The following is a 26519-nucleotide window of genomic DNA, read 5'->3' as shown; positions in this document are numbered from 1 at the left end:
ACTACAGCTTAGCGCTGTTTTGATCTATGCCTTTTTCTCGGCTTTGTCTGTGCTCAGAAGCTCTCTTTCGAGATAATGAATGTTTTGCGCTTCCTTGGCAAAATTATCATCTGCCAAAATCACATCACGATGTAGCGGTATATTGGTTTTGATACCTTCAATGATCAACTCATCAAGTGCGTGTATGGTCTTAGCAACGGCTTGCTGGCGAGTCTGACCATGGCAGATAAGCTTACCAATGAGTGAATCATAGTAAGTCGGTATCTCGTAGCCAGGGTATAGATGCGAATCGAATCGAACACCTGCGCCACTTGGCGCAAATAGTTGATTGACAGTACCAGGGCAAGGAACAAAAGTTGCTGGATCTTCAGCATTGATACGGCACTCAATCGCGTGGCCTTGGATTTCAATCTCACTTTGACGATAAGATAAACCATAGCCGGCTGCAATTTTTAGCTGTTCAACGACGACGTCGATACCAGTAATCATCTCGGTTACTGGATGTTCAACCTGTACGCGCGTATTCATTTCAATAAAGAAAAATTCATTATTTTCAAACAAAAACTCAAACGTACCAGCGCCGCGGTATTTCACAAGCTCACAGGCTTTCACGCATGCTTTTAAGATAGGTTCACGGACATCATCTGGGATATCTGGCGCAGGCGCTTCTTCTAGTACCTTTTGATGACGACGCTGCAGTGAGCAATCGCGGTCATACAGATGGATAGCATTACCATTGCCATCACCCAGTACCTGTACTTCTACGTGGCGCGGGTTTTGAAGATAGCGCTCCATATAGACAGTATCATCACCGAACCAAAGCTCAGCTTCTTGCTTCGCCGCTTGGACTTGACCGACCAGCTCATCAAAGCGCTCAACGACACGCATACCGCGTCCACCGCCGCCAGAAGCCGCTTTAATCAATAGCGGAAAACCGATATTGCGCGCTTGTTCTTCAGCATTATGTAGCGTAACGGTACCCACAGAACCAGGTACAGTTGGTACGCCCGCTTTTTTCATGGCATTGATGGCAGAGACTTTATTGCCCATCAAGCGAATGTGATCTGCATTAGGGCCAACGAAAGTCAATCCTGCTTCTTCTACGCGCTCAGCAAACTCAGCATTTTCAGACAAAAAACCATAACCCGGATGAATAGCATCCGCGCCAGTGATTTCAGCGGCAGTTAAGATAGTATTAATATCAAGATAACTTTGATTGGCATTAGGCTTACCAATACAAATTGCCTCATCAACAAAGCGCAGGTGCATCAAGTTGGCATCAGCAGTAGAGTAGACGCCTACCGTTTCGATACCTAGCGCTTTACAAGCTCGAACGATGCGCAGGGCAATCTCACCTCTATTGGCAATGAGCAATTTTTTTATCATGGGTTCATCCTTGTCGATGCATCAGTTATTGACTGAGTTTTGATATCTAGCATCCTGTTATTTGACTTTGATGCGATACGTATATCAAAAACCAGCCATAATGAAATAAAGTATGGCAAATATCGTTACGCTTTATAGCGTATGACAGGTTGGCCGAACTGTACGACTTCAGAGTTATCTACCAAGATTTCGTCAACAATACCGCTTTGAGTCGCTTCAAGAGGGTTCATAATTTTCATCGCTTCGATAATACCTAGGGTATCACCCGCTTGAACTTTTTGACCGACTTTTACAAATGGTGGATCATTAGGGCTTGGGGCTGAATAAAACACACCAACCATCGGTGAATTCTCAACGCTGCCCGCTTTTTCTGCAGGTTTCCCTTCAGCGGCGGCAGCAGGAGCAGCGCTCGCAGCTGGTGCGGCCATCATGGTGGGTGCAGGGGTATCATAATGACGAGTCAAGCTAATATGCTCATCGTCTGAACTGATTTCTAAATTAACCAGTTCACTTTCTTCCATAAGGGCGATGAGGGTGCGTATTTTTTCAATATCCATAGTTTTTATCTGACCTTGTACTAAATTCGAAAATAGTGTAACTAAATATTGTCTAATTAGTTGCTAATGATACCTAGATTCAGAGTAATGAGCAATCAATGTACAGTTGTTAACTGAGATTTTTTACATATTTTGACGTAAGCCATCTTTTTAGCAAGAAATCATCTACGATTTATCATAGTCTATGTGACCATATATCGCTAGCAATGGTTATGAGGTGTGACGTTTTAATCAATCAGTTTCAACCCCACAGCGCGGTTAAACGTCTTTGCTGATAGCGCAAACGAAGGGTCAATAGAATAGAAGATAAGAATAGGCCAGTGATTAATGCCATCCAAAAGCCTTGAGCGCCAACATCAGTGAAACGCACTAAATAGATACCCAGTGGTAGGGCTACTAACCAATAGCAAAAAAGCGTGACCCACATTGGTATAGTGGTGTCTTGCATGCCGCGTAATATACCCGCGATATTTACCTGCCAGCCATCAAATAACTGATAGGCGAGGGCAAAGATAAGCAAATGCATAGACTCCGCTCTAACCGCTGGATTATCGGTAAATGCTGCTGCCAACTCTGGTCTAAATAGCCATATGCCAAGCATACAAGTGAGCGCAATCAATACTGTCCAGACAAGTCCAGTGGCTTGTACTTGGCGAAGTGCTAAGAGGTTTTTTTGACCATAACGATTTGAGACCATAATGGTGAGTGCCATCGCGACGGATATCGGTATCATAAATAGCTGTGACGTTACTGATAAAGCCACTTGATGCGACGCTGTTGCAAGCTCTCCGAGCGGGCTGATAACAAGAGCGCCCAAACTGAATAAACTGGCCTCAAAAAAGATAGAGACACCAATAGGAATACCCAATTTTAGAAGTTTTTTGATCTGTGTGCGATTTGGGCTAGTAAAACCATAAAAAAAGCGAGTGCTAGCAAATTCCCGCCGCTTGGTGACGCTGGTATAAGCCGCCAGTAACAACACATTTATCCACAATACCAGTGCTGTTGCCACACCGCAGCCAGCACCGCCCATCTCGGGCATGCCAAATAAACCATGGATAAAAATATAGTTCAGAGGAATATCTGCGAGTAGACCGACAATGCTAATAACCGTCACTGGCTCAGGTCGACCAAGCGCTTCGCAATAACTGCGTAACACAGCATAGACAGCTAATGCAGGGAAACCAAAAGACACACCATGCAAATATTGTGTTGCTATAGGCTGAATATTCTCAGGCACACCCATGATGCCAAGGACATTGGGTGCCAAATTGACAACAATAAAACCAATAAGGCCAAGAGCGCCTGCTGTCCACAAGGACTGCTGAGTAATATGAGGAACCTGGTGATGCTGATCTTGACCGACAGCCTCACCAATGAGAGGGGTAGTGGCAATCAACACACCTGTCGCTAATAAAAACAGCGGTAGCCAAATGCCAGATCCAACTGCCACGGCCGCCAAATCAAGCGCAGATACTTGACCTGCCATGATGGCATCGACAACCCCAAGCGCTGCTTGGCAAAACTGAGTAATCAAGATAGGGAGAGCGAGTACCCCTAAGCGTAAACTGTAGCTTTTAAAATCTCTGAAAGATAATGGGAAAACCATGGTAAGCAACTTTTTATTCTTTGCGGTAATTGTTATGAAAGTAGTAACGATGAATAAGCAAATACCGTCGTCAATTCAATATTGACACAGTATGAGAAGAGTCGTGCCGACGATGATACTCCGATAAATAATATGAGCAAGCTTATACAGACGGAGTCAGAAAATAAAAGTGAAGGCACTAAAATAAAAATAACCCGTCAATCTAAGTGGTAGATTGACAGGTCATATACACATAAGATGGTAAAGAAGCCAGACTATGATGTCAACGATTTAGAAGCGTTATATGAATACTCATTTTAGGCTTGTTTTACCTTGGTATTGATAATCAGTAGATAGAGGGTCGAGCTAATCGGTATGTTCTGGCAGTAGTTCGAGTGTCTCGGCCATGTTCATAATCGCGTGCCAGTGTTTGGGCTCTAATGGAATGACCGTTAATTGCTCGCAGCCCTTTCTCAGCAGTAATGAGTCCTCAAGTGCAGGCAAAAATTTCAGCTCTGATAACGGCAACACCTCTGTAAAAGCTTGCTCAAAAGTGAGATCCACCATATACCAGCGTGGTTCTTCTTCGGTTGCAATAGGATCATAGTGACGATGCTCGGGGTGGAATTGAGTGGGGTCAGGGTAGCCCGCTTGACTGACTGTCATAATGCCAGCCACACCAGAGGGTCTTGCGCTAGAATGATAAAAGAATACCTGATCACCGACTTTCATATCATCACGCATAAAGTTGCGAGCGCGGTAGTTGCGGACACCATCCCAGCTATCTGTACCGAGCCGTTGTAAATCGTGAATACCAAAAAACTTTGGGTTTGATTTCAATAGCCAATAAGCCATATGTCTTATCCTTTGCTTCATGTTTAAATTTAATATTATCAGGGTGGTTTTTTATTAACCAGCTTTCAAGCGCGCCGCAAATGTAACGGTTATATAGTGAATTCAGTATAAAAACGATACAGTGGGACTGGGATAAATTTTTCGCAGCCTCTGTCTGCGTAGGCACAGCACGCAAGGAAAATTTAGACCAGTTCCACCTTGATATATAATGTATCTGTTTTATTTAGGATTGACTATATTCTGAATACAGCGCTGCGCTTTGGATGCTGTACTGTTAATAGTCTCTTTATATACTGCCTGCAAGTTACCATGGTGAATAAGGGATTTGTGCGTGGCTTTGTTAATAGTTTTACGTCAGTTAGGCTTTTCTTTATATCATCTAGCCGTTATCCTAGCGATACTTTCGATACTGATCATTATTGCCCATTACACAATAAGTTTATTTATGTCCAAAATGAATGCTGATAGCTCGCCAAATAACCTTGATACGTTACAACTCACAGAAAAGATGACAGAGACTAGCGTTGTAGAGGTGACGAGCATTCCACTGTCGCTCTATATCCATATTCCGTGGTGTGTGAAAAAATGTCCTTACTGCGACTTCAACTCGCATGAGCTGCCTATAAACAGTCAGTTGTCTATGTATGATGATTATGTCGATGCGCTCCTTTTGGATGCGAATATGCAACAGTCATTGGCGCAAGGGCGTAAAATCAGCTCAATATTTATTGGCGGTGGCACACCATCACTATTGCCAATTGCACAGTATCAGCGACTGTTCTCTGGTTTGCGGTCATGTTTTGAATTTGCAGAGGATATTGAGATTACGATGGAGGCCAATCCAGGAACACTCGAGCATGCGCCATTTGCTCAGTATCTAGAGGTTGGTATCAATCGATTGTCTATCGGTGTGCAGAGTTTTGACGCTGATAAGCTCAAAGTGCTTGGACGTATCCATGATCCTGTACAAGCGTTATCAGCGATACGCGCTGCTAAGGCTGCTGGGTTTACGCGAGTCAATGTCGATCTTATGCATGGTCTGCCGCAGCAAACCATGAACGAAGCATTAAATGATATTCAAATGGCGCACGATGCTGGCGCAACGCATATCTCTTGGTATCAATTAACGATTGAGCCCAACACGGTGTTTTATCGTAGCCAGCCTATTTTACCCGATGAAGACAACTTGGCAGATATTGAACAAGAGGGGCAAGCGCTGTTGCAGCAACTGGGGTACAGCAATTATGAGGTGTCTGCGTGGGCGGGCGAGTCAGATAAGCCTTGCCGTCACAATATCAACTATTGGCAGTTTGGCGACTATCTAGCAATAGGTGCTGGTGCACATGGTAAAGTGACGATTGATTGTCACGCAGACAGGGATAATAAGCTGTCAAAGGAAAGTGATAAATCAGAAAACGATTTGTTAGCAGAATCTGGCATCTATCGTTTTAGCAAATCACGTTTGCCAAAAGATTATGTAGGAGATATAGAGACGGAAACATCCAAGAGCACTCAAAACGTACCAAAAATGGTTGGTTGGCAGGCAATCGATAGTGAAGAGTTAGTGAGTGAGTTTATGTTGAACGCATTACGCTTACATGGCGGTGTCGCTTGGGCGTTGTTTGAGCAGAGAACAGGGCTTAAGCTTGAAAGCGTTACCACACAAGTAGACAAGTTGATTAAGCAAGGGCTACTGATAGATAGTAAAACTCAGCTGCAACCAACATTGTTAGGTCAGCGTTATCTCAATCAGATATTGCGTGTTTTTTTGTAGCATCTGATAAAGTGTATGTGCAGTAACTACTTAGAATAAAGAATTCGTGACCAAAAAAAAGGACTTACAAAATAGTAAGTCCCTCAAAAAATCTAAAAAAAGCAGACCTTAGATTTTATCTTGTACGTCTTGTGCGCTGCCAGTTACAGCATTTCCGGCGCTTGATACGTCTTGGCCAAGGCCTTTAAACGTGTTGCAACCAGTTAGAACAAACATAGCAGCTAAAGATGCGATGATTACTTTTTTCATAATAGTATCCTCAAAGATAAATGAATGGTTATAAATAACAACAGTGACGCTAAGTATCTTGCTCAAGCTTCACTGAAGGGGTATTGGATGAGACAGTCATACATAAATGCTATCTCGCTATCCATTACAGACATCATAGTGAAAGTTAAAAACCCTGCACAGTATCAAAATGTAATTATTGGCAGTAAACTGTAACTTTTAATTACCTACCGCTCATAAATTTAAATAACAGAGCATCGACTAGTTGTGGAGTAAACAAATATGTCCATTCATATCGTGTTGGTCGCCCCAAAAATGCCGAGTAATACTGGCAATATTATTCGACTGTGTGCCAACAGCGGCGCGCAGCTGCATTTAGTCAGACCGCTGGGGTTTGAGCTTGATGACAAAAAACTACGCCGCGCAGGCCTTGATTATCACGAATATAGTCAATTCCACCTAAAAGTGTTATAAATTAATTATCAAATCCAATTGTTATTATAAAGACCATGACTTACTCACTAGATTTTCGCAAACAGGTACTAAAAAGCTTAGACGAGGGTATGACCTTTGCCGAGGCGGCTGAGTCTTATAATCTGAGCCCAACCACCATACAGAACTGGAAGCGGCGTGTTCATAGTAAAACAACCAGGCAAACCAAGCCCTATAAAATACCAGATGATGTGCTACTTAATGATGTCAAAGAGTATCCCGATGATTACCAGTATGAGCGAGCTCGTCGTCTAAACTGTAGTAAAACAGGCATTCATCATGCCCTAAAGCGCCTAGGCATCAGTCAAAAAAAAGACTTTAGAACATCCAAAAGCCTGTCCAATCAAAAGAGCGGCGTATCAGAATAAGCTTGAGCACTTTAAGCAGCAAGGCTACCCCATTGTATATATGGACGAAAGCGGCTTTGAGGCTGAAACCATTCGCTCTCATGGTTATGCACCGATTGGTAAACCCTGTATCGATAGCTACAACTGGCAAGGTAAAAAGCGAACCAACGTTATCGGTGCTCTCTATGAAAAGATGCTGTTTGCACTAGATTACTTTAAGCACAACATTAACAGCAGCATATTCTACAACTGGTGCAAACAAACCCTAATCCCAAGTCTTAAAACCAAATGCGTGATTGTGATGGATAACGCTCGATTTCATAAGAAGAAGCGCATTCAAAAGCTACTGAATAGGCATGGTCATCGTATTCTATGGCTGCCACCGTACAGCCCTGATTTGAACCCTATTGAAAAGAAATGGGCACAAGTAAAGTTTCTACGCCAAGGCTGGTTGGAAAACGACTTATCCAAGTTGTTTTATGATGTTTGTCCTAACCATAACAATTTTATTTTGAACTGACTATATGCACATTTGCAGGTGCACGAAGATTGGGCTGCAGCGAGGCAAGCCTTGCAAGCCGCCGACTGCCATATTGTCACCGCATTGACCACCAAACTGAGCAAACCATTCTATGATTATGATTTTGGCGGGCAAGCAGACAGTGAAAAACCTGACAATAAAACCATGCCCAATATCGCGCTGGTATTCGGTTCTGAGACAGCAGGTCTGGCAGATGATATACGAGAAGATATCGGTGCTGATAATTGGTTGAGATTACCAATGTTGGCTGATTCGCGCAGTCTCAATTTATCCAATAGTGTCGCCATATGTTTGTATGAAATATGGCGACAGCAAGGATTTTTGGGTGATGAAGGACGAAGTGTCGGTTATGAAACGCTGACAGTCTACGATCCGAAATAGCGATCCAAAGTAGCGATGTACCAAATGAGTCGATGATATGACTTATTCATCAGTGCTCACTTGGTAAGCAGCTACAGTTAAAAAAGACACTTTTATAGGCAATTGGGCGGCTTGGGTAGTCCAGCTAGACGATTGACATGGCGCGCAACCAATCCTGTATTAAATAGCTGTTGTAGTTTTTGATTGCTAATATCGTACCCAGGCAAAGTTTTCTGTAGCCATTTAATCAATGGGCGAGTCGCTGGCGCATGATTAAATTTGACAAAAAACGCGCGCACTTGCTGCAAGATTTGTAAGTGCTCACTCGTTAGGCTGACATCTAGCGTGTCTGCTAGTTGTTGTGCGATAACAGGTGTCCAAATCGTATGGTCACACAAATGCCCATCTTGATCTAATGCAATATCGGTCGATGCTGTGGCAGTATGAGTTGTCGTAGAGGTATGAGTCGTCATAAGGCAATCGTCACCACTTTATCAAACTGACTATCCTGAGATAGGCTAATCCATTCTTCATCCGTTAAAATATCAGTCAATTTGCTCTCTAAATTTAGCTTGCCAGCAGTGTTAACTGTCAGCTGCGATATATCATCGGCTAATGCATAAATACCTGCAATACCATCTATTTCACTATCATTCAAATAGGCGTTGAGCCAGTCAATAAAAGCGGCTGTGGTGCCAAGTAAGATAATACTGTCGCCAGTACGCCAAGTGCGAGACATCTCTTCAGCACTGCGCCTGAGGGTATCCATCGTGCTGTGTAATTGATATAAAGTTGCCATAACAGTGTCCAAGTGTGTACTTTATTATTTTATAAGTCTGATTATATTGCCAATTAAAAAGTTAAAATCTGCTCAAAATCTTGCGAGCGGATCATTTCTGGCACCAGCATGAGCTGTGAAGTCAGATCTACTGGCAGCATCCCAATCACCCAACCACTAAAGACATCATCAGGTAGCCAAGCCGCTGGCATGTCGTAAAGATCAAGCGACTGAATCATACCGTGCAAACGTGATTCAGGCTGCATCAATAAGCCAAAAACAGGTGCATCCAAGTACAGCTGCACTTCATGACCGAATGTCGCTAATGTCAGTGCCAGAGCGCAGCCTTCGTAGCTTGCTGCTTCGGTGGGTGTATGCAGCTGGATTAATAATCTCATCATGTATTCCTAAATATATTTATCGCAGGCTAATGTCGTAATGGGTACGCTATCAAAACTGTATTAAGCGGCAGCCATCCTGCATCATCAGAGCGAGCTCACTGAGTCCCACCAACGTAAATCCTGTCGCCAGATTGTCACCATCAAGCTGATGGCGGGTACTGTTATCTGTGTCACTCACACCGCGGCTAAGAGCTGTGCTAACACAAACAGGCAGTGGCAACTGATAGCGCTCAGCCAACATTTGCCATTCTTTGGTCAAATTCATTTGATCAGCGGACTGCCAGAGTAGCCGATTCGCCAGATGCGCCGAATCCCCATAAAAAAAGACATTGAGCAATGGCCGTTTGGTGATAGGATTGTCGATGCCTTCTTTATTGACGATATCGTCTGCGTGACTGTCGATATTATGATCAGCTGATGCGCTCTTAAGATACGCGCGCGCATAACGTAATGCTAAATGCGCTAATGGGTGACTAGGATCAGCGGTAATGAGTAGTAGCGGGGTAGTAGTCATAGGGGACAGTATCACATATTATAAATAAGCGTTTAGAGAGTGTTATAAGGGTGAGACAATATTATTGAAAGGCTATAAATGTTTTGTGTAAAGTAATCTAATCGATTTATAGTCGAGTTTTAGGGCGTGTTGAACATTCGCAAATAGGCACTGCTGATCGCTAAAATTGTTCCAGACAAGGCACAAAGCGACGATAATGCAGATGCCTTAGCGAGATTTGTAACGCAGTATGGGGCAATTTTAGCATTAGCCCCAACGATAAAAGCAGGGGACAGGACTCTGTTTTGCCGCTTCATCGTTAAAAATAAGCGCTTAGAATGACTAAACTTATTATTTTTAACATCGAATCGCCTAAAAAATAGTCGCTGTCAGTGCCATGGTCGAATGTTCAACACGCCCTAATATTTCTTAATACCATTGAGTCAAAACGCTATTTTTATTGAGTATAAAGGTGCGCTGCAATGAAGCTGTCTCAAAGCATTTCGATTAAAGATGTTTATGCTACCATAAAGCGGCTCAAAGCAAATAGAGTCACTGTTACTAAACAGGGCTTTATGTTTTGTAATGATATATTGAGTATGTTCATCTGATGCTGTGACTGTCTCGTAAGAAAAAACAATAAACTTATGAGTTGGGTTCACGTAGTCTTACCATTCTATGTAAGGAGTTTTTGTCACTATGTTACCTGCTATGCCCTCACGTATGAACAGTGGTACAGATTATCAGCCGACAGCAGAGCAACTGCAAGTACTGCAAACAGCCAGTGAGTTTGCTTATCAAATTTGGGAGAGCCGAACGGTTTCCTGCCAAACATTTTTGCGTAGCTACCCACTGAACAGTACGCTGACTCGTCAGCAAATCGATGATCTGATACAAGATTATACGCTAGATGAAAACTATCAACTCGCCGATGAAACGAAAGTCATGAGTGGCTTACGTAATTTGCGTAAGCTGTTAATGATGCGCTGGATTTGGCAAGATGCCTTGCAGATGATTAGTCTTGAGCAATTGACTGATGAGCTATCAGAGTTTGCAGGCGGTTGTATCTCCTTTGCCAAGGACTATACCTATCAGCATTTGATTGCTAAATACGGTGAGCCAACCTTTATCAATGAACAAGGCAATGTGCAGATCGATGATATGGCCATCATGGCCATGGGTAAGCTTGGTGCTCAGGAACTGAATTTATCGAGCGATATTGACCTAATATTTGTACATCAAGCGCGCGGCGAAACCAATGGTGACAAGGCAAAGGGCACGCGTAGCATAGACAATAAACGTTTTATGACTCGTCTGGGTCAAGGGATTATTAAGCTGCTTGATAATAAAACGGCTGACGGCTTTGTCTTTCGGGTTGATATGCGCTTGCGTCCATGGGGTGATGGCAGTGATTTGGCCATCCATCTCTCAGCGTTACAGAAATATTTTGCGTTGCATGGACGCGCGTGGGAGCGTTTTGCTTGGTTAAAAGCACGAGTCGTTGGGCAGATAGATCAGCCATTTTATGATGCGATTCAGGCGCTAATCAAACCATTTGTCTTTCGCTATTATGTGGATTACAGCGCGTTTTCAGCACTCAGGGAGATGAAGTCGCTCATTCAAAATCAAGTTGCACAGCGTGAAGATCTAGACAATATTAAGCTTGGCGCGGGTGGTATCAGAGATATTGAGTTTATTGTACAAGCGTTTCAGCTGATCTACGGTGGTCGGCATCCTCAGCTACAGGTAAAGCCTTGTTTGGAGGCGATGCAAGTGTTGCGTGAGCTTGGATATCTAGAGCAGATTACTTACGATAACTTACAAGCCGCGTATCGGTTTTTGCGTCGACTTGAGCATGCGATTCAAGCCATTAACGATCAGCAAACCCAAAGACTGCCGCATGATGCTTATTGGCAGCATAATCTTGCAGTGACGCTTGGGTTTAATGATTGGCAGGCATTACTGACCCAATTAAATGCTCATCGAGACAATGTGAATGTGCCATTTGAACGTATGGTGACAGAGCGTCAAGTACCTGACAATGATGATACCGATCTAGAGCCTGAGCATTTAGAAGCGCAAATCAAGCGCTTAAATGAGGTACTAACAAAAGAAAATCGCGAGTTATTGCAGAATTTTTGGCAATCAAAGATGGTTGCCAACCTCAGCGAGGAGGCCCGAGAGCGCTTAGATGATGCGTATCCTGTCATTGTCCACGCGCTATTAGCCCATCAAGAGCAGCAAAAACTTGCCAATGCTGCCTTACCGCGATTGATTGCATTGCTTGAAGCCATTTGCCGACGTTCAATCTACTTGGTCATGATTGCAGAAAATCCCAATGCAACGATTGAGCTGATTCCGATGCTCTCGGCAAGCCCGTGGATTGCAAAAGAGTTGGCACAGTATCCTGTATTGTTAGACACCTTTTTACAGCAACACTATCGCCACCTGCCAGATAAGCCTGAGCTGCGTGACATCTTGCGCCAACAGCTATTGCGTGTCGAACCCAATGACGAAGAAGAGCTACTGAGTGTGCTGCGACTGTTCAAGAAAAACCAAGTGTTGGCTGTGGCTGCCAGCGATGTGTTGGCTGAGCGTCCAATCATGAAAGTCTCAGACTCACTGACTTATATTGCTGAAGTGGTACTAGAAGCCGCACTAGAGCGTGCGTTTGCAGAGATTGTTAACCGTTATGGCTATCCTATCGGTCAAGATGGCGATCCAGTCACTGAGGCTGACTGTGGTTTTGCGATCATTGGCTACGGTAAACTGGGTGGTTTAGAGCTCTCGTATTCTTCCGACTTGGATTTGGTATTCTTACATAAGATAAAAGAGCAGGGCATGACCACTGGTGAGAAGTCAGTCAGTGGCATGAAGTTTGCCGCACGTCTTGTACAAAAGCTGATGAATTATCTCAATACCCAAACGCGAGATGGTAGGGCATATGAGATTGACATGCGTCTGCGTCCGTCGGGCAACGCTGGCATGATGGTCGTGTCCTGTCATGCCTTTGAAACCTATCAAATGGACAAAGCGTGGTCATGGGAGCATCAAGCACTGGTGCGCGCTCGGGCGATTTGTGGTGACAGACGAGTGACTGCGCGCTTTTGTGATATTCGCCGAGATGTGCTGGCGCTGCCGCGGACGTTAGAGCAAGTACGCTCTGAGGTCACCAGTATGCGTATCAAAATGCAGAAGCACTTAGGCACCAGCCAGTGGCAACAGCAAGCGGGTAAGTTTCAACTCAAACAAGATGCAGGCGGCATTGTCGATATTGAATTCTTAGCGCAGTTTGCGGTATTGGCCTATTCACATGAGCATCCAAGCTTGACCAAATGGAGTGATAATGTCCGTATTTTTCAAGAAGTTGCTTTACTTGGTATTTGGGAGGAGCAAGTTTGTCAGGCATTAACAGATGCTTATCTTAGAATACGTGCTGCGACTCATCAACTGGCACTATCAGAGCAATCATTATTGGTCGATGAGTCGCTTTGGCAAGAGACACGCGCACTGGTACAAGCGCAATGGCAGCATCTAATGGGCGTAAAATCTGTCAAAGAGTAATAGAGTAATTTTGAGATTTGTTTTTATTAAGGCCTTGCTGATAACCAAAGAGGCGCTTAAACTGTAAGGCCTTATGATAATTAAAAACCGTAATTAAAAACTATAGGGTCTCAAACCAAAAGATTTCATTTGCCAATACGGCCAGTGATATAATCGGTCACACATCATTATAATACAGTCAAGTGTTCGTCATAATGAAGCGGTATTTGAGCAATAAAAATGAACGCTGCAGTATTATCACACGATGTTGATCAATACTATTAGGGCGTGTTGAACATTCGACCATGGCACTGACAGTGACTATTTTTTAGGCGATTCGATGTTAAAAATAATAAGTTTAGTCATTCTAAGCGCTTATTTTTAACGATGAAGCGGCAAAAAAGAGTCCTGTCCCCTGCTTTTATCGTTGGGGCTGATGCTAAAATTGCCCCATACTGCGTTACAAATCTCGCTAAGGCATCTGCATTATCGTCGCTTTGTGCCTTGTCTGGAACAATTTTAGCGATCAGCAGTGCCTATTTGCGAATGTTCAACATGCCCTAAATAAAACCTACCTAAAAAAAGTTAGACGTCAGTGCTAGCATAAGGACTATAAAATGAATATGGCAACACAAGATGGTAAGCTTTGGATGAATGGCACAATAATTGAACAACCAGATGCCAACGTTCATGTGCTTACCCATAGCTTGCATTATGGCATGGCTGTGTTTGAAGGCGTACGCGCTTACCAAACAGCTGACAACCGCACCGCTATTTTTCGCCTAAAGGAACACACCGAACGTCTCCTTGGTTCGGCAAAAATCTTTCAAATGGACGTGCCGTTTGATGCAGACACGCTAGAGCAAGCACATAAAGATGTGGTCAAGCAAAACAACTTAGCAGAAGCATATATTCGTCCGCTGATTTGGGTTGGGGCAGAAAAACTTGGCCTATCATCACGTGATAACAGTATCAATGCTATGGTCGCAGCATGGCACTGGGGCGCCTATCTTGGTGAAGAAGGCATCAAAAACGGTATCCGTGTCAAAACCTCATCATTTACCCACCACATGACCAATGTGACCATGTGTAAAGCCAAAGCCTCGAGCAACTATCCTGTCTCTATCATGGCCAACCAAGAAGTCACCCGCAATGGTTATGACGAAGCCATCCTAATGGATCCACAAGGTTATGTCTGCCAAGGCGCAGGCGAAAACTTGTTTTTGGTCAAAGACGGCGTGCTACATACGCCAGATCTGGGCGGCGGCGCGCTTGACGGTATCACTCGCCGCACTATCATTCAGTTTGCTGAAGATTTGGGTATCAAAGTCGTTGAGCGCCGCATCACGCGTGACGAGTTTTACTTAGCAGATGAAATCTTTATGACTGGCACGGCTGCCGAAGTGACTCCGATTCGTGAATATGATGATCGTACTATCGGGAATGGCGGCCGCGGACCATTGACTGAGAAACTCCAAACCCTATACTTTGATGTGGTTCATGGTCGTAACGAGCAATATATGGATTGGTTAAGCTTTATTGACTAATAAAGTCGTTAGTTTAAAAGCCAAAAAGGCTGAACATAATTGTTCAGTCTTTTTTTTATGCTAATATAGCCATCATATTTATTCTTAAGATTAAAGTGAGCAGCCCATGCCAATAGATTCTAGTACAGCAGATAATAAAAATATTAAACAAATTATTTGTATTAAATGGGGTACAAAGTACGGGGCTGATTATGCCAATAAACTGTATGGCATGGTATCTCGCAATATTACGCCACCGTTTCGTTTCGTCTGTTTTACCGATGATACCACCGATGTACGTCCAGAAATCGAATGTCAAGAATTGCCACCACTAGATGTCACCATGCCAACCAACACACTTGGCAAGTGGCCAAAATCACGTTTGTGGGGTGAGAAGTTAGGTGACTTGACAGGGACAGTATTATTTGTAGATTTGGATGTGATTATAGTAGATAGCCTCGATCCTTTCTTCGAATACGGCGAGCCGGACGATGTTATTTTGTCTTATAACCCAAGTAACCCGCTAGAGCGCCTCGGCCAGACGTCTTGCTTCCGCTTCCAGGTAGGGTCGCTTGTCTCACTACAAGAAAAATTCAAAGCTGATCCACAAGGCATCGCGGACAAATATCGTTTTGAGCAGCGCTTTGTGACGCGTAATGCGCCAGGCGGTGTCAAGCTGTTTCCAAAAGCATGGGTTGCGCATTTTAGACGCAAATGTCGTCAACCGTTCCCACTTAACTATATCAAAGAGCCAAAGATTCCTAAAGGTGCTCGAATTGTTATTTTCCCTGGTGATTTATATCCTACCCATGCGATCGAAGGTAGATACAATAAAAATGCTGCTAACAATGCCAAAGATCATTTAAAAAGATTAACTGAGCCCAAAAATCTCAAAAGACCGCTACGTCACTTGCGTCATTTTATCTTGCCAGTAGGGTGGATCGAAAAGTACTGGAAAGAATAGGTCCCATTATATATTTGAGTATTATCGCATTGCATTAGCAAAGATAAACATTAGTCAGTGAACGGATAAAATTATGAATACAGAAGATACTATTAAAGTCTTTGTTGGTTGTGACCCAAATAACTGTGATCTAGAGCAGATGATGGTATTAGATTATAGTATTCATAAACATACCAGTGTACCCGTTGAGATAGTATGGATGCAGCTGTCACGTGATCCTAATAGCTATTGGTATTCTAATCCTGAGACTGGAGAGGGTTGGAATACCACTAAATGGTCAACGCCTTTTTCAGGCTTTCGCTGGGCAATTCCAGAGTACTGTCAATACTCTGGTCGTGCCATCTACATGGACGCTGATGTCATTATTTTAGATGATTTGGCAAAGCTGTGGCACCATCCTATTGAAGGACAGTCTGTTGTAGCTGCTAAGACTAATGCGGATATGACTCGATTGTGTACATGCGTATGGGATTGCAAGGCGGCAAAAAACATTGTCCTACCAATTAAAAAACTCAGGAAAGATCCCAAAAGCCATAAAGAAATGATGGCTGTATTTAAAGATAATAATCAGCTCATTGAGCCTTATCAGGATAGTTACAACTGTATAGATGGCGAAAACTTAGCGTTAGAAGATATTAGGATTTTGCATTATTCAGATATGGGTACGCAGTTCAGTCATAAATATTCATTACCTAGAGTCAGTGAAGAAGGTAACGAGCACTGGTTTGACGGTGAAATAATGTCGCACCCGAGGCAGGATTTATCTGAGGTTTTTGATGAATATTATAACGAAGCACTTGCTGCTGGATACGATTTAGACAGTTATAGGGTGGAACCTTTTGGTCATTTTCCTAAAAAATCTCAAGAAGGTTATACCGGTAATAAGGTGACTCGTCCACACGCTTCTAAATCATTTTTTTCGAAGCTATTTAAACGCTAGTTTTTTAATGAAGCAATGATAAGCCTTTCTAAGAAAATGAAAAATTACTCCATAGGTTATCGTGTATGAAGCAGCATAAAAAAACAGTGTTACTCGTTATTAATTGTCTACAGGGCGGTGGTGCGGAACGTGTCGTATTAACATTGGGGCAAGGGTTTTATGAATTGGGCTATGAAGTACATATTCTAAGATTTAAGCCGTTAGTACAATATGACTTAAGTCCGAATCTTAACTACCATGTACTTAAGTTTAAGCCGTATAAACTTATACCAGGGGCACAAAGACGTGACCAGATTTTTGCACGTGCTGTTGATAAATACGTGTCGAAAAATATCGGTCAGCCTGACATCATACTGTCCAACTTAGATCGTGCCGATAGTATACTAAGTAATAGTAAACTGCCTAATATCACTTATATTATTCATAATACAGTATCACTACTCTATAAGTTTAATAAAAATCACGACGCTGAGCAGTTAAAGCAAAGAATGATAGATATATATGCCAAGCATCCTTGTGTGTGTGTCAGTGAAGGCGCTCAAAAAGATTTTATTAAGAGCTTTGGTCATATTACGCCAACCACTGCCATTCATAATCCAATTGATAAAGAGAGTATTCAAAAGCAGGCTAATGCTTTTGTCCCTGACTACCAAAACTATATTATCCATGTGGGTAGCTTTAAAGATGCCAAGCGTCATGATGTATTGGTAAATGCTTATGCAAAAACAGATCAATCTATGCCTTTACTGCTCTTGGGTCAAGGTAAGCATAAAGGTGAAACAGAGCGACTGGTAACAGAGTTAAGCCTAGAAGACAAAGTGATATTTTTAGGATTTCGTGATAATCCCTTCCCTTATATCAAAAATGCGCAGTTTAAGATACTGACCTCTGACTGGGAGGGTTTTGCTTTAGTTATTGCCGAAGCTCTTGTGCTAGGTACTCCTGTTATCAGTACCAACTGTCCATCAGGCCCAAGTGAATTACTACCAGAACGTAACTTAATGCCGATGGGCGATGTTGATGCCATTGCCGCAAAAATGCAGCAAGCGATGAGTAATCCGCAAGCGTTTCATGCGCCATTCGATGAAGCGCTGCTACCAGCCAAAATAGCAGAAAGATACGTAGAATTTACCCAAAATCTTTAGCTGGCAAAACAGTTGGGCCGCTACATCTCTAAGTCTAAATATTTATTTTTAAGAATACTTAATAAATGATTGATAATACTACAGAAAAAAAAGACAATTCGAATAGTAAAGAAAAAGTGCTATTGGTTATTAACTGCTTGCAAGGTGGCGGTGCAGAGCGTTCGGTCTTGACGCTGGGACAAGGTTTTCACGAGTTAGGTTATGATGTCCATATTTTACGCTTCAAATCTAAAGTAGCTTATGAGCTTAATGATGATATTACTTATCATCAACTAGACCTAAATGATTATAACTCTATACCTACTAAAAGTCTTAGGTACTGGTATTTTGCAAAAGTATTAGACAGATACGTGCTCAAAGAGATTGGTATTCCAATATTGACGCTAGCGAATTTAGATAAAGCCGATATGGTCTTGCGCCATAGTAGTCTGCCCAATATCGCACACGTAATTAGAAATACTATTTCTAAAAAAATTGAATTGTTTAGAAGCCAAGGCAAAAAAGCAAATGATAAAAGATTAAGCAATATATATTCTCGGCATCCTTGTATATGTATTAGTAAAGGAGTCGAAAAAGACTTTCAAGCTACATTGGGTGTGATGAATACAACGACAATATACAACCCGATTGACCAAAGACAGATTGTGCAATTGGCATCAGAGTTTGAGCCAGAGTTTGACAGTTACATTATTCACGTTGGTAGTTTTAAGACTCAAAAAGCTCATGAAGTATTGATTAGAAGTTATGCAAAGACTCGGAAAACATTGCCACTTCTATTATTGGGTGAAGGTGTATTGCTGGCGTCAATGAAAGAGCTGGTTACTTCTTTAGGTTTGGATAACCGTGTACATTTTTTAGGTTTTCAAAAAAATCCATATCCTTATATCCAAAAAGCACAGTTTATGGTTTTGTCATCAGTCTTTGAGGGATTTGGACGGGTTATTGCTGAATCACTGGCTTTAGGGACACCTGTTATCAGTACAGACTGCCCATCGGGTCCAAGTGAGTTGCTACCACCACACAACCTCGTCCCTGTGGGAGATATTGATACATTAGCTAAGAAGATGGATGAAGCAATGGAGAAGGCTGATAGATATCAGTCCTCGTTTGACAAAGAGTTATCACCAATTAATATTGCTCAACAATATATAGATTTTATGAGAACTAATGGTTAGACATTACTCGGTTGCAGCCTTGATAAAAGGTGTAGGGTGTAGTCGTGTAGTAATATATGAGATAGACTAATCCAACCACCATTTAGACCAATCATCTCTGTGCAACTGCCGTAGAGTAGCAAAAGCACTGTCATTATTCTGCAGTTTTTCAAACACTGCCAGTAACATGGTCGTGGCCAATTTATCAACTTTCTGAAATTTATTATAGCGTTTTCGCATATTTCTCAAGCTATCATCGGTGCCGATACGAAAATAAGTAAGACCATCGTACAGAGGCAAGTCACCAGCATAAAGCATATCGGTTTTTTCAGTTAGCAATGGCATAGATTCAGCATTAGTGGATAACTGCAGAAAGTTTTTGGTTTCATAAGTACGTAAAGTATTCATTAGAGTTACGACATTCATCAAGATAGCTGCTCTATGAGTATTGTTTGAATGATCAATAAACGTATCGCAAGCAGAGACAATCCAGCGCAACGACAGATGTGTCAATAAATAGTCGCTCTCTGCTTCCCATAGTCTTTCAAATTCAGCAAATGTTTTATCTATTTTGTACTTACGGCGCATTAGTATAATAAGCGTGTTGTGATAAAAGCAGAGCTCAGACTCACCAAGCGATTTGTATTTCAAGTTATTCAAATGGTTTTCTAAATCTGTGCTTTTACGCTCATTAGTTAAGGCTTCAATATCACACATTGATTCAGTAATGGTTGTTGCTTTCATCTCATCAAAGCTTCTATCATTATAGGTTTTGATAATCTTACCCGCATTCAATCTTTTTTCGCTTCGAAAGATCAATATCAATTTTCTCTGCCAACTTGAAGGTGTAGCCATGTTATCAAAATCCTTTAAAAATATATAAAGATATTAGCGCCTTAATCTCTATGATATAAGCCTTAGAGATCATTGTTATTTGTTTAAACTGAATAATATTGTCTATACCAATCGACAAATTGTTTGATACCTTCTTCGATACTGGTTTCAGGCTTGAAGCCAATGTCCTCTACCAACTCATCTATATCGGCGTAAGTAATCGGTACGTCGCCTGCTTGCATGGGTAATAAGTTTTCCTGTGCCTTTTTACCACAAGCATCTTCAATGGCGGTAATAAAACGGCGCAAAGTGACAGGCTGATTGTTGCCAATGTTGTAAATCTTGTAGGGGGCAGCTGCAGTCGTAATAGTAGAATGCTGGGGCGAAGGTGCTTTGTTAATAATGCGAATGATACCGTTGACGATATCATCAATGTAGGTAAAGTCACGCTGCATATCACCATTATTAAATACATTAATTGGCTCGCCAGCTAGAATTTTCTTTGTGAACGAAAAATATGCCATATCAGGTCGACCGTAAGGACCATAAACTGTGAAGAACCTTAATCCTGTCGTAGGAATATTATATAAATGGCTATAGCTATGTGCCATCAGCTCGTTGGATTTTTTGGTGGCGGCATATAGACTAATAGGAAAATCAACACAATCAGCAGTGGTAAATGGCTGCTTTATATTCATACCATAAACAGAGCTAGAGCTTGCGTAGATTAAGTGCTTAATATCGTGGTGACGACAGCCTTCTAGAATATTAACAAAGCCAACCACATTTGAGTCGATATACGCACTAGGGTTTTCGATAGAATAGCGCACACCTGCTTGGGCACCTAAATTGATGACAATATCAAATTGATAGGTGGAAAAAAGCTCAGACATGGCTTCACGATCAGCAAGGTCTAACTTAATAAATGTAAAACTTTCTGGATCTGATATCTCACCTAATATTCTCAAACGCGCTTCTTTTAGATCTGTATCATAATAGTCGTTGATATTGTCGATACCAACGATAAAGTAATCCCTAGCAGATAGATCTGTTTCTAGTATCGCCTTGATTAAATGAAAACCAATAAAACCCGCCGCCCCAGTTACTAAAACTTTCATTAATCGCTCCCAAATAGATCTCGAGTAAACACTTTATCAGCCACATCTTTTATCTCATCAGATAGGCGGTTTGCGACAATGACATCACTCATTGATTTAAAGGCTTCTAAATCTTGAATCACACGCGAATTAAAGAAATTGTCTTCTTTTAGCACAGGCTCGTAGACAACGACTTCTATACCTTTTGCCTTGATACGTTTCATGATGCCTTGTATGGCAGATGCTCTAAAGTTATCTGACCCACTTTTCATTACTAGGCGATGTATTCCCACGATTTTTGGCTGTCTTTCGATGATTTTATCGGCAATAAAGTCTTTGCGGGTTCTATTAGAATCGACAATGGCTTTTATTAGGTTGCTTGGCACCTCATCGTAATTTGCTAATAACTGCTTAGTATCTTTGGGCAGACAGTAGCCGCCATAGCCAAAGGAAGGGTTATTATAATGATTGCCAATACGAGGGTCTAAGCCAATCCCTTCGATGATTTGTTTGGTGTCGAGTCCAAACGTCTGCGCATAAGTATCAAGCTCATTAAAATACGCTACTCGCATTGCCAGATAAGTATTAGAAAATAATTTAATGGCTTCTGCCTCTGTTGGCTCAACGAACAATAGCGGTACGTCTTTTTTGATTGCGCCTTCAAGTAATAAATTGGCAAATATTCGAGCCTGCTCAGTCTGTGCGCCTACAATGATACGTGAAGGATAAAGATTGTCATGTAGTGCCTTACCTTCTCGCAAAAACTCAGGCGAAAAAATAATGCGATCAGTGGCATAACGTTCTTTGATACTGGTTGTGTAACCTACTGGCACTGTAGACTTAATAATAATGGTTGCTTGTTGATTCACTAACAGCACTTGCTCAATGACGGCTTCTACTGTGGAGGTATTGAAATAATTGGTCTTGGTATCATAATCAGTCGGCGTGGCAACGATGATGAAATCTGCATCTTTATAAGCTTCTTTGGCATCCAGCGTTGCAGAAAAATTGAGCTCTTTGTTCAATAAAAAATTGTCGATATCTGTATCTTCTATAGGAGACTGCTTATTATTTAGCAATTCTACCTTTTCAGCGACAATGTCGACAGCAACGACTTCATTATGCTGTGCTAACAGCATTGCATTCGATAAGCCTACGTAGCCTGTACCTACTACTGCTATTTTCATAATATATCCAAGTGATTTTTGAGCTTTTATTGGTTTAGATCAAGAGGAAGTGAAATTAATCACCATTCAATCTTAAACTAAATTTATTTATCGGTGCTTGCTATCAAAGAAGCAGGTAGATAAGCCAAGAATTTGTGCCTCATGGCTTGACTGATTTTTTTATATAAGTCTGACTCAAGAAGATCCAAACTTTGAATACAGCCATATTTAATAGTTTTATCTTCTAAGGCAAGAATAAAATCTTCTACGCTATTCTCATTTTTTAAATAGTTGATAGAGGTGTTAGGTTTTAAACTTGCTTCGCCTTTTTGAATTTTTAGATGATTCATTAGCGTTATAGGATTCACTTGGGCCACATCTCTAAATTTATATTTTATCTGCTCGGTCAATAATTGCGGATGATTCAACAAATGGGACTGTAAGATATTTTTATCGACAATATGAGGGTAGTGATGAATTTCAAAAAACTGATTCATGCCCAGTATTTTAGCACTTAACATTTGCGCGATAGTATGCCTTGGCTGTATCGGTGTGCCAAACAACTTAAAGCGTGATTTTCGAAAATTGAGCTTGGCATTCAAAGCAGCACTTTTACGCCACTCACCATGAATGATTAGCTTCTCACTGTCTAAAAAGTCATCTATCGTCACTGGTTGATTAAAAAAGAAATCATCGTTCATATAGATAAAATAGTCAGACAATCCTTGGATATTCCAAATCATCGTCTCAATTGATCGAGTGTTGAAGGTCGGTAAAAATTCTTCATAACCCGAAAATATTTCCTTGTGATCGACAATACGTATTTTATCTGCTGCACAGATATTTTGCTTGGCAAATTCATCAATGAATGCAGGTTTTTGTTGGTCGGTGACCACATAAATATGACGACAAAAAGGCACGTATTTGATGATAGAGGCGATATTGTAATATATCTCATCATCACTTGCGAAGCGGGTGGCAGTTATGGCATCTGACGCTACGATGTTACTTGGCTTGTAGGACTCTCTTTTTTGTTTGAGTACAGGGTCTGAACCATCCACCCAAGCGATAACAATGTCTATTGCTTTCTCATCAAGTTGCTGCATGATTGATCCTGTTTTTTTTCAATAGGTGTCTTTAGTGGCTATACATTCTATTTAAATGTTGATTCTACTTAGATCAGCTATGATATTTATTGATACCTGTATTAGCAAGGGTTAACTGATTTATAAAATCAACAATATTCATGATTTTTTACGCGTCAGTTGATAAGCCTAGCTTATACCGTAGTGAATAAAAGTAGATGAGACTAGCATAAAGAACCAAAATCCTGCAATCATTGTGAACATGGATGCCTTGTATGACTATCATTCAAAAAACCAAGTTGAGATATCAATGCCCATCATTCTATTTATTTTAAAAGCGCTTGAAGGCCGCGGTGCTGAGCGGATGGTCACAACGTTAGCAAGCGCTTATGCAAAAATGGGTCATAGTGTTCATATTCTATGTCTAGAAGAAACACAGGATATGCCGCTAGATGCTGACGTTCACTATCATATCGTGCCATACGATGAGGTTTTTTCTGAGCAAGATATTGAGCCAAACTCTAAACAGGCACAGGCTTACGTGGCAGTCGCTAAGCGTATTGATGAGTATGTGCTTAGCCAAATAGGGAGGCCAAATCTGATATTGGCTAATATTTATAAAGTGAATTGGATTATGGCGTACAGCCAATTACCCAACATCGTGAATGTGCTGCATACAGCGCTATCTAAGCAGTTTCAACAGCAATTATCTAATCAGCCACTACAGACGATAAATCATTTACGTATGGTCTACGGCGCTCATCCGTGTAGCTGTGTCAGCGAGGGTGCACGCAAAGACTTAAACTCGCTTTTAGGAGACATCACACAAACGACGACCATCTATAATCCTTGTGATGCTGCTTGGATTCAGAGCCAAGCAGCACAAATACCGCGTATCGAATCGTTTGGCTTGAGAGACAAACACTATATGATTCATGTGGCGTCATTTGATACCATGAAGGGCCATCGAGATTTATTGCACGCTTATGCAAAGACAGCGCGGACATTGCCATTAGTATTGGTCGGTAAAGGCAAGCTTGAAGCAGAGATTAAAGCGCTAGCGTTTCAACTTAAGATTAGTGACCGTGTTAGGTTTTTGGGCTTTCAGAGTAATCCTTATCCGATCATTGCCTCAGCGGCATTGATGGTGCTTACTTCCAAATTTGAGGGTTTTGGCTATGTCATTGTAGAGGCGCAAGCACTTGGCGTACCAGTAATCAGTACCGATTGTCCATTTGGTCCAAGAGAGTTGTTACCTGCCAAAAGCTTGATACCCGTCGGTGATATTGAGGGACTGGCGATGCTCATCGATCAAGCAGTAGACAATCTGACGAATTACATAGTGCCGCTAAATCAGCAGCTACTGCCAAATCATATCGCGCAGCAATATTTAGAGTTCGGTGTAGCGTTGAATTCATCAGATAAGAATGACTAAAGATCATTAAATAGAGATTTGGAGACAGGAGAGTGATTGATGACATCGACACCATGCGCCTTGTAGCTCCTACTCAATAAATTGAAAGAAGGCACAATGCGCTCGTTCATGACTTTGTTCAGCGTGCTTGGCGCGCGGTTGTGGTTGTTTTCATAAAATCGCGGCTGATCGCTATTGAGTAAGTCAATCCCATATAGGTGAATGGTCGCTGCATGGCGTGAGAAAGCCAGCTGTGTGGCTACGTAAGCAACCGTACCCGCCTCGACAAATCCATGAGTAACATTGAGGGAGACGCCGATCTCAGTTGCGCTTTGACTGCTATCAATAACAAAATTCGGATGATTGATAAAGTAGGATAAAGGCATTTTCTTATTCAGGCGTTTTTTCTTAAATATGAGCTTATTGAATGATAGCTTATTTGATTTGACGCCCCATGGTCTGTCTACTGGATACAATACCCGCATGGCGTGATGATACGTACGCATGATATCAGGGTGAGTCGTGGCCATCGCTTCAAAGACGGCTAATGTTGCATACAAAGGTTGACCTGTATAATACTGACGTAGAATTTCAGGTTGATGATTGATAAAGCGCGCATCACTGATGACATAACCAGCAATATGATCGAAGGCGTGGTGCTCAGTAAGGCTGATACTACCGTTGACAAAAATAGTGGGCGTGTCTAATAGTTCTGACAACGATAGTTGTTGTACCGATGGCCCTGAGGCAATAATATTGACGTCTTGTCCAAGCAAACTTTGCTCTGCTTCATTGGCATTAAAAGCACTAATAACGATGAGCTCGTTATCAATATTAAACCCAGCGGTAGCAGGTAACCTCAAATATAACGCCATACTATGTTCCAGTCGTTGACCTCAAATAACTTGTATCCTAATGCATTGCCTGCAAATTGTTTGGACTATTGGTGAACTATATACACATGGTTCATGGCTATATATTTAATGCCAATAATCTTTTAACCATGGGCTTGGTTTCACATGTCGATACCATTTACCGCCGCTACCAGCAATGGCATCGGGCGGGTTAATCTCACCATGGAAAATAACAATTTTTGCATTATCTGGCAGTGTAGGGGTCCGCACAAAGTTAAAAGGGATGGGCGCGATACATTGATACTTGAAGCTCACGCACCATGTCTTATCCCAGTACTCTAGGTGATGATGCTCGCGCAAATAGTTAGAGAGGTAAGCCTGCTCGTGACGCACTTGGGTGCGAATGGTGTCAAAATTGCGCTCAAAGTTTGCCAGCAAATCAGGGTAGGTATTCATGCCAACATTGAAGCGATACACGGAGCTATTACCAATCATACGCCACGGCTTTTTCCAGTCGCGGATAATGACCACACTGTCATCATGCTTCGCTTGATAAGTGAAAAACGCATCAATATTATCGACAATCACAATATCAATATCTAAGAATAGTGCCACCCCTTTTAAACCATATAGCTCAGGTTTAAAGGTCGTGAGCTTTTTCCAGCCACGTTCAGGACCTGCTGGTAGATCCATGTCAGGTATGGGATAACAAGCAATCGCAGGATCAATACCTGTGCTGTCATCAGTTAGGCAAACCATTTGAAAATCTAAGCTCAGATGACGGCTCACCATATTGTACAAACGATTGACGTATTCAGGACCGTACTTATCACCCCATTTCATACAAATGATATAACGCTGTTCAGCAGTATGGTTTTGTGTTGGTTCTATAGGTAAGGTTTTAGTTACGTCAGATGTCATAATGCACTCGTAGTGAGATAATAGTGAGGTAAATGAAGGACTAATAAAAATTAGAGGGTACAGAACTTAGCCAATA

General features: G+C 41.8%; 25 protein-coding genes and 2 pseudogenes. 12 read left to right on the top strand and 15 right to left on the bottom strand.

From position 1 onward, the window contains the following. Positions 1-24: 24 nt before the first annotated feature. From accC to PSBA01_RS12770, 4 genes are all read right to left on the bottom strand, one after another. Positions 25-1386, bottom strand: coding sequence for an acetyl-CoA carboxylase biotin carboxylase subunit (gene accC, locus PSBA01_RS12785; protein ID WP_186474647.1), 1362 nt, complete (start codon positions 1384-1386; stop codon positions 25-27). A gap of 125 nt (positions 1387-1511) precedes the next feature. After that, complete coding sequence (accB, locus tag PSBA01_RS12780) at positions 1512-1943, bottom strand: acetyl-CoA carboxylase biotin carboxyl carrier protein (RefSeq protein WP_186474646.1); 432 nt, start codon at positions 1941-1943, stop codon at positions 1512-1514. Between the two features lie 241 nt (positions 1944-2184). Beyond that, positions 2185-3552 carry an MATE family efflux transporter gene (locus PSBA01_RS12775; RefSeq protein ID WP_186475547.1) on the bottom strand — a complete coding sequence of 456 codons (1368 nt, stop codon included), beginning with the start codon at positions 3550-3552 and terminating at the stop codon, positions 2185-2187. Positions 3553-3897: 345 nt separating this feature from the next. Then, positions 3898-4386 (bottom strand): EVE domain-containing protein, encoded by a 489-nt coding sequence (locus PSBA01_RS12770; protein WP_186474645.1) that lies wholly within the window; start codon positions 4384-4386, stop codon positions 3898-3900. A 508-nt stretch (positions 4387-4894) separates the two neighbouring features. Here PSBA01_RS12770 and hemW point away from each other — a divergent pair. Further along, complete coding sequence (hemW, locus tag PSBA01_RS12765; protein ID WP_186475546.1) at positions 4895-6160, top strand: radical SAM family heme chaperone HemW; 1266 nt, start codon at positions 4895-4897, stop codon at positions 6158-6160. Between the two features lie 108 nt (positions 6161-6268). Here the strand turns inward: hemW and PSBA01_RS12760 are convergent, their stop codons facing one another. Then, complete coding sequence (locus tag PSBA01_RS12760) at positions 6269-6409, bottom strand: entericidin A/B family lipoprotein (RefSeq protein WP_071001446.1); 141 nt, start codon at positions 6407-6409, stop codon at positions 6269-6271. A gap of 261 nt (positions 6410-6670) precedes the next feature. On the opposite strand from PSBA01_RS12760, the pseudogene PSBA01_RS12755 reads away from it, so the two are divergent. The 4 genes and pseudogenes from PSBA01_RS12755 to PSBA01_RS12740 all read left to right on the top strand — a co-directional run. Beyond that, positions 6671-6856: pseudogene (locus PSBA01_RS12755) on the top strand (tRNA (cytidine(34)-2'-O)-methyltransferase); the annotation flags it as partial. 41 nt (positions 6857-6897) lie between these two features. After that, positions 6898-7248: an IS630 transposase-related protein gene (locus PSBA01_RS12750; RefSeq protein WP_186474644.1), complete on the top strand. Its 351-nt coding sequence runs from the start codon at positions 6898-6900 to the stop codon at positions 7246-7248. Then, positions 7223-7747, top strand: coding sequence for an IS630 family transposase (locus PSBA01_RS12745; protein ID WP_186475459.1), 525 nt, complete (start codon positions 7223-7225; stop codon positions 7745-7747). Before PSBA01_RS12750 ends, PSBA01_RS12745 begins: the two co-directional genes overlap by 26 nt. Positions 7748-7750: 3 nt before the next feature. Beyond that, positions 7751-8149: pseudogene (locus PSBA01_RS12740) on the top strand (tRNA (cytidine(34)-2'-O)-methyltransferase); the annotation flags it as partial. Positions 8150-8241: 92 nt separating this feature from the next. Here PSBA01_RS12740 and PSBA01_RS12735 read toward each other — a convergent pair. The 4 genes from PSBA01_RS12735 to tusD are packed head-to-tail and all read right to left on the bottom strand — an operon-like array spanning position 8242 to position 9821. After that, positions 8242-8601: a TusE/DsrC/DsvC family sulfur relay protein gene (locus PSBA01_RS12735; protein ID WP_071001448.1), complete on the bottom strand. Its 360-nt coding sequence runs from the start codon at positions 8599-8601 to the stop codon at positions 8242-8244. Continuing rightward, on the bottom strand, positions 8598-8927 hold the full coding sequence (locus tag PSBA01_RS12730) for a hypothetical protein (protein WP_071001449.1): 330 nt from the start codon (positions 8925-8927) through the stop codon (positions 8598-8600). Before PSBA01_RS12730 ends, PSBA01_RS12735 begins: the two co-directional genes overlap by 4 nt. A 53-nt stretch (positions 8928-8980) precedes the next feature. Next, complete coding sequence (locus PSBA01_RS12725; RefSeq protein WP_071001450.1) at positions 8981-9304, bottom strand: hypothetical protein; 324 nt, start codon at positions 9302-9304, stop codon at positions 8981-8983. Positions 9305-9356: 52 nt separating this feature from the next. Continuing rightward, positions 9357-9821 carry a sulfurtransferase complex subunit TusD gene (gene tusD, locus PSBA01_RS12720; RefSeq protein WP_186474642.1) on the bottom strand — a complete coding sequence of 155 codons (465 nt, stop codon included), beginning with the start codon at positions 9819-9821 and terminating at the stop codon, positions 9357-9359. Between the two features lie 678 nt (positions 9822-10499). Here tusD and glnE point away from each other — a divergent pair. The 6 genes from glnE to PSBA01_RS12690 all read left to right on the top strand — a co-directional run bounded on the left by glnE (position 10500) and on the right by PSBA01_RS12690 (position 19093). Further along, the gene (gene glnE / locus PSBA01_RS12715; protein ID WP_186474641.1) at positions 10500-13364 is read left to right on the top strand and encodes a bifunctional [glutamate--ammonia ligase]-adenylyl-L-tyrosine phosphorylase/[glutamate--ammonia-ligase] adenylyltransferase; all 2865 of its coding nucleotides are present in this window, start codon (positions 10500-10502) and stop codon (positions 13362-13364) included. 596 nt (positions 13365-13960) lie between these two features. Continuing rightward, a complete protein-coding gene (locus PSBA01_RS12710; RefSeq protein WP_186474640.1) occupies positions 13961-14890 on the top strand; it encodes a branched-chain amino acid transaminase in 930 nt (309 codons plus the stop codon). A gap of 106 nt (positions 14891-14996) precedes the next feature. Beyond that, complete coding sequence (locus tag PSBA01_RS12705; protein ID WP_186474639.1) at positions 14997-15833, top strand: glycosyl transferase; 837 nt, start codon at positions 14997-14999, stop codon at positions 15831-15833. A gap of 73 nt (positions 15834-15906) precedes the next feature. Then, positions 15907-16773, top strand: a complete 867-nt coding sequence (locus PSBA01_RS12700) for a glycosyltransferase (protein ID WP_186474638.1) — start codon at positions 15907-15909, stop codon at positions 16771-16773. A gap of 65 nt (positions 16774-16838) precedes the next feature. Next, on the top strand, positions 16839-17918 hold the full coding sequence (locus PSBA01_RS12695; RefSeq protein WP_071001455.1) for a glycosyltransferase: 1080 nt from the start codon (positions 16839-16841) through the stop codon (positions 17916-17918). A gap of 65 nt (positions 17919-17983) precedes the next feature. Continuing rightward, entirely contained in the window at positions 17984-19093 is a 1110-nt protein-coding gene (locus PSBA01_RS12690) for a glycosyltransferase (RefSeq protein ID WP_186474637.1), read from the top strand. Between the two features lie 66 nt (positions 19094-19159). Here PSBA01_RS12690 and PSBA01_RS12685 read toward each other — a convergent pair whose 3' ends face one another. The 4 genes from PSBA01_RS12685 to PSBA01_RS12670 form a co-directional block, all read right to left on the bottom strand. Then, complete coding sequence (locus PSBA01_RS12685) at positions 19160-19927, bottom strand: hypothetical protein (RefSeq protein WP_186474636.1); 768 nt, start codon at positions 19925-19927, stop codon at positions 19160-19162. 83 nt (positions 19928-20010) lie between these two features. Next, on the bottom strand, positions 20011-21024 hold the full coding sequence (locus tag PSBA01_RS12680) for an NAD-dependent epimerase (RefSeq protein WP_186474635.1): 1014 nt from the start codon (positions 21022-21024) through the stop codon (positions 20011-20013). Next, entirely contained in the window at positions 21024-22190 is a 1167-nt protein-coding gene (locus PSBA01_RS12675) for a nucleotide sugar dehydrogenase (protein ID WP_186474634.1), read from the bottom strand. The genes PSBA01_RS12680 and PSBA01_RS12675 overlap by 1 nt, the downstream gene beginning before the upstream one ends. Positions 22191-22273: 83 nt before the next feature. Then, on the bottom strand, positions 22274-23275 hold the full coding sequence (locus PSBA01_RS12670; protein ID WP_093069087.1) for a stealth family protein: 1002 nt from the start codon (positions 23273-23275) through the stop codon (positions 22274-22276). Between the two features lie 289 nt (positions 23276-23564). On the opposite strand from PSBA01_RS12670, the gene PSBA01_RS12665 reads away from it, so the two are divergent. After that, positions 23565-24689, top strand: a complete 1125-nt coding sequence (locus PSBA01_RS12665) for a glycosyltransferase (protein ID WP_228724594.1) — start codon at positions 23565-23567, stop codon at positions 24687-24689. Here PSBA01_RS12665 and PSBA01_RS12660 read toward each other — a convergent pair. Together PSBA01_RS12660 and PSBA01_RS12655 are read right to left on the bottom strand one after the other, a co-directional pair. Continuing rightward, positions 24686-25543, bottom strand: a complete 858-nt coding sequence (locus PSBA01_RS12660) for a hypothetical protein (protein ID WP_186474632.1) — start codon at positions 25541-25543, stop codon at positions 24686-24688. The genes PSBA01_RS12665 and PSBA01_RS12660 overlap by 4 nt on opposite strands. A 105-nt stretch (positions 25544-25648) precedes the next feature. Beyond that, positions 25649-26443 carry a glycosyltransferase gene (locus tag PSBA01_RS12655; protein WP_186474631.1) on the bottom strand — a complete coding sequence of 265 codons (795 nt, stop codon included), beginning with the start codon at positions 26441-26443 and terminating at the stop codon, positions 25649-25651. Positions 26444-26519 lie beyond the last annotated feature (76 nt).

The sequence above is a fragment of the Psychrobacter sp. KCTC 72983 genome (assembly GCF_014280455.1).
GTDB lineage: Bacteria > Pseudomonadota > Gammaproteobacteria > Pseudomonadales > Moraxellaceae > Psychrobacter > Psychrobacter pacificensis.
Note: the sequence above shows the minus strand (reverse complement) of the source record. Positions and strands in the feature narration are given on the sequence as shown.

Bases quoted from the DNA above. Each gene is read 5' to 3' on its own strand.
- accC (WP_186474647.1), bottom strand. From the start codon at position 1,386: ATGATAAAAAAATTGCTCATTGCCAATAGAGGTGAGATTGCCCTGCGC.
- accB (WP_186474646.1), bottom strand. From the start codon at position 1,943: ATGGATATTGAAAAAATACGCACCCTCATCGCCCTTATGGAAGAAAGT.
- PSBA01_RS12775 (WP_186475547.1), bottom strand. From the start codon at position 3,552: ATGGTTTTCCCATTATCTTTCAGAGATTTTAAAAGCTACAGTTTACGC.
- PSBA01_RS12770 (WP_186474645.1), bottom strand. From the start codon at position 4,386: ATGGCTTATTGGCTATTGAAATCAAACCCAAAGTTTTTTGGTATTCAC.
- hemW (WP_186475546.1), top strand. From the start codon at position 4,895: ATGACAGAGACTAGCGTTGTAGAGGTGACGAGCATTCCACTGTCGCTC.
- PSBA01_RS12760 (WP_071001446.1), bottom strand. From the start codon at position 6,409: ATGAAAAAAGTAATCATCGCATCTTTAGCTGCTATGTTTGTTCTAACT.
- PSBA01_RS12750 (WP_186474644.1), top strand. From the start codon at position 6,898: ATGACTTACTCACTAGATTTTCGCAAACAGGTACTAAAAAGCTTAGAC.
- PSBA01_RS12735 (WP_071001448.1), bottom strand. From the start codon at position 8,601: ATGACGACTCATACCTCTACGACAACTCATACTGCCACAGCATCGACC.
- PSBA01_RS12730 (WP_071001449.1), bottom strand. From the start codon at position 8,927: ATGGCAACTTTATATCAATTACACAGCACGATGGATACCCTCAGGCGC.
- PSBA01_RS12725 (WP_071001450.1), bottom strand. From the start codon at position 9,304: ATGAGATTATTAATCCAGCTGCATACACCCACCGAAGCAGCAAGCTAC.
- tusD (WP_186474642.1), bottom strand. From the start codon at position 9,821: ATGACTACTACCCCGCTACTACTCATTACCGCTGATCCTAGTCACCCA.
- glnE (WP_186474641.1), top strand. From the start codon at position 10,500: ATGTTACCTGCTATGCCCTCACGTATGAACAGTGGTACAGATTATCAG.
- PSBA01_RS12710 (WP_186474640.1), top strand. From the start codon at position 13,961: ATGAATATGGCAACACAAGATGGTAAGCTTTGGATGAATGGCACAATA.
- PSBA01_RS12705 (WP_186474639.1), top strand. From the start codon at position 14,997: ATGCCAATAGATTCTAGTACAGCAGATAATAAAAATATTAAACAAATT.
- PSBA01_RS12700 (WP_186474638.1), top strand. From the start codon at position 15,907: ATGAATACAGAAGATACTATTAAAGTCTTTGTTGGTTGTGACCCAAAT.
- PSBA01_RS12695 (WP_071001455.1), top strand. From the start codon at position 16,839: ATGAAGCAGCATAAAAAAACAGTGTTACTCGTTATTAATTGTCTACAG.
- PSBA01_RS12690 (WP_186474637.1), top strand. From the start codon at position 17,984: ATGATTGATAATACTACAGAAAAAAAAGACAATTCGAATAGTAAAGAA.
- PSBA01_RS12685 (WP_186474636.1), bottom strand. From the start codon at position 19,927: ATGGCTACACCTTCAAGTTGGCAGAGAAAATTGATATTGATCTTTCGA.
- PSBA01_RS12680 (WP_186474635.1), bottom strand. From the start codon at position 21,024: ATGAAAGTTTTAGTAACTGGGGCGGCGGGTTTTATTGGTTTTCATTTA.
- PSBA01_RS12675 (WP_186474634.1), bottom strand. From the start codon at position 22,190: ATGAAAATAGCAGTAGTAGGTACAGGCTACGTAGGCTTATCGAATGCA.
- PSBA01_RS12670 (WP_093069087.1), bottom strand. From the start codon at position 23,275: ATGCAGCAACTTGATGAGAAAGCAATAGACATTGTTATCGCTTGGGTG.
- PSBA01_RS12665 (WP_228724594.1), top strand. From the start codon at position 23,565: ATGCCCATCATTCTATTTATTTTAAAAGCGCTTGAAGGCCGCGGTGCT.
- PSBA01_RS12660 (WP_186474632.1), bottom strand. From the start codon at position 25,543: ATGGCGTTATATTTGAGGTTACCTGCTACCGCTGGGTTTAATATTGAT.
- PSBA01_RS12655 (WP_186474631.1), bottom strand. From the start codon at position 26,443: ATGACATCTGACGTAACTAAAACCTTACCTATAGAACCAACACAAAAC.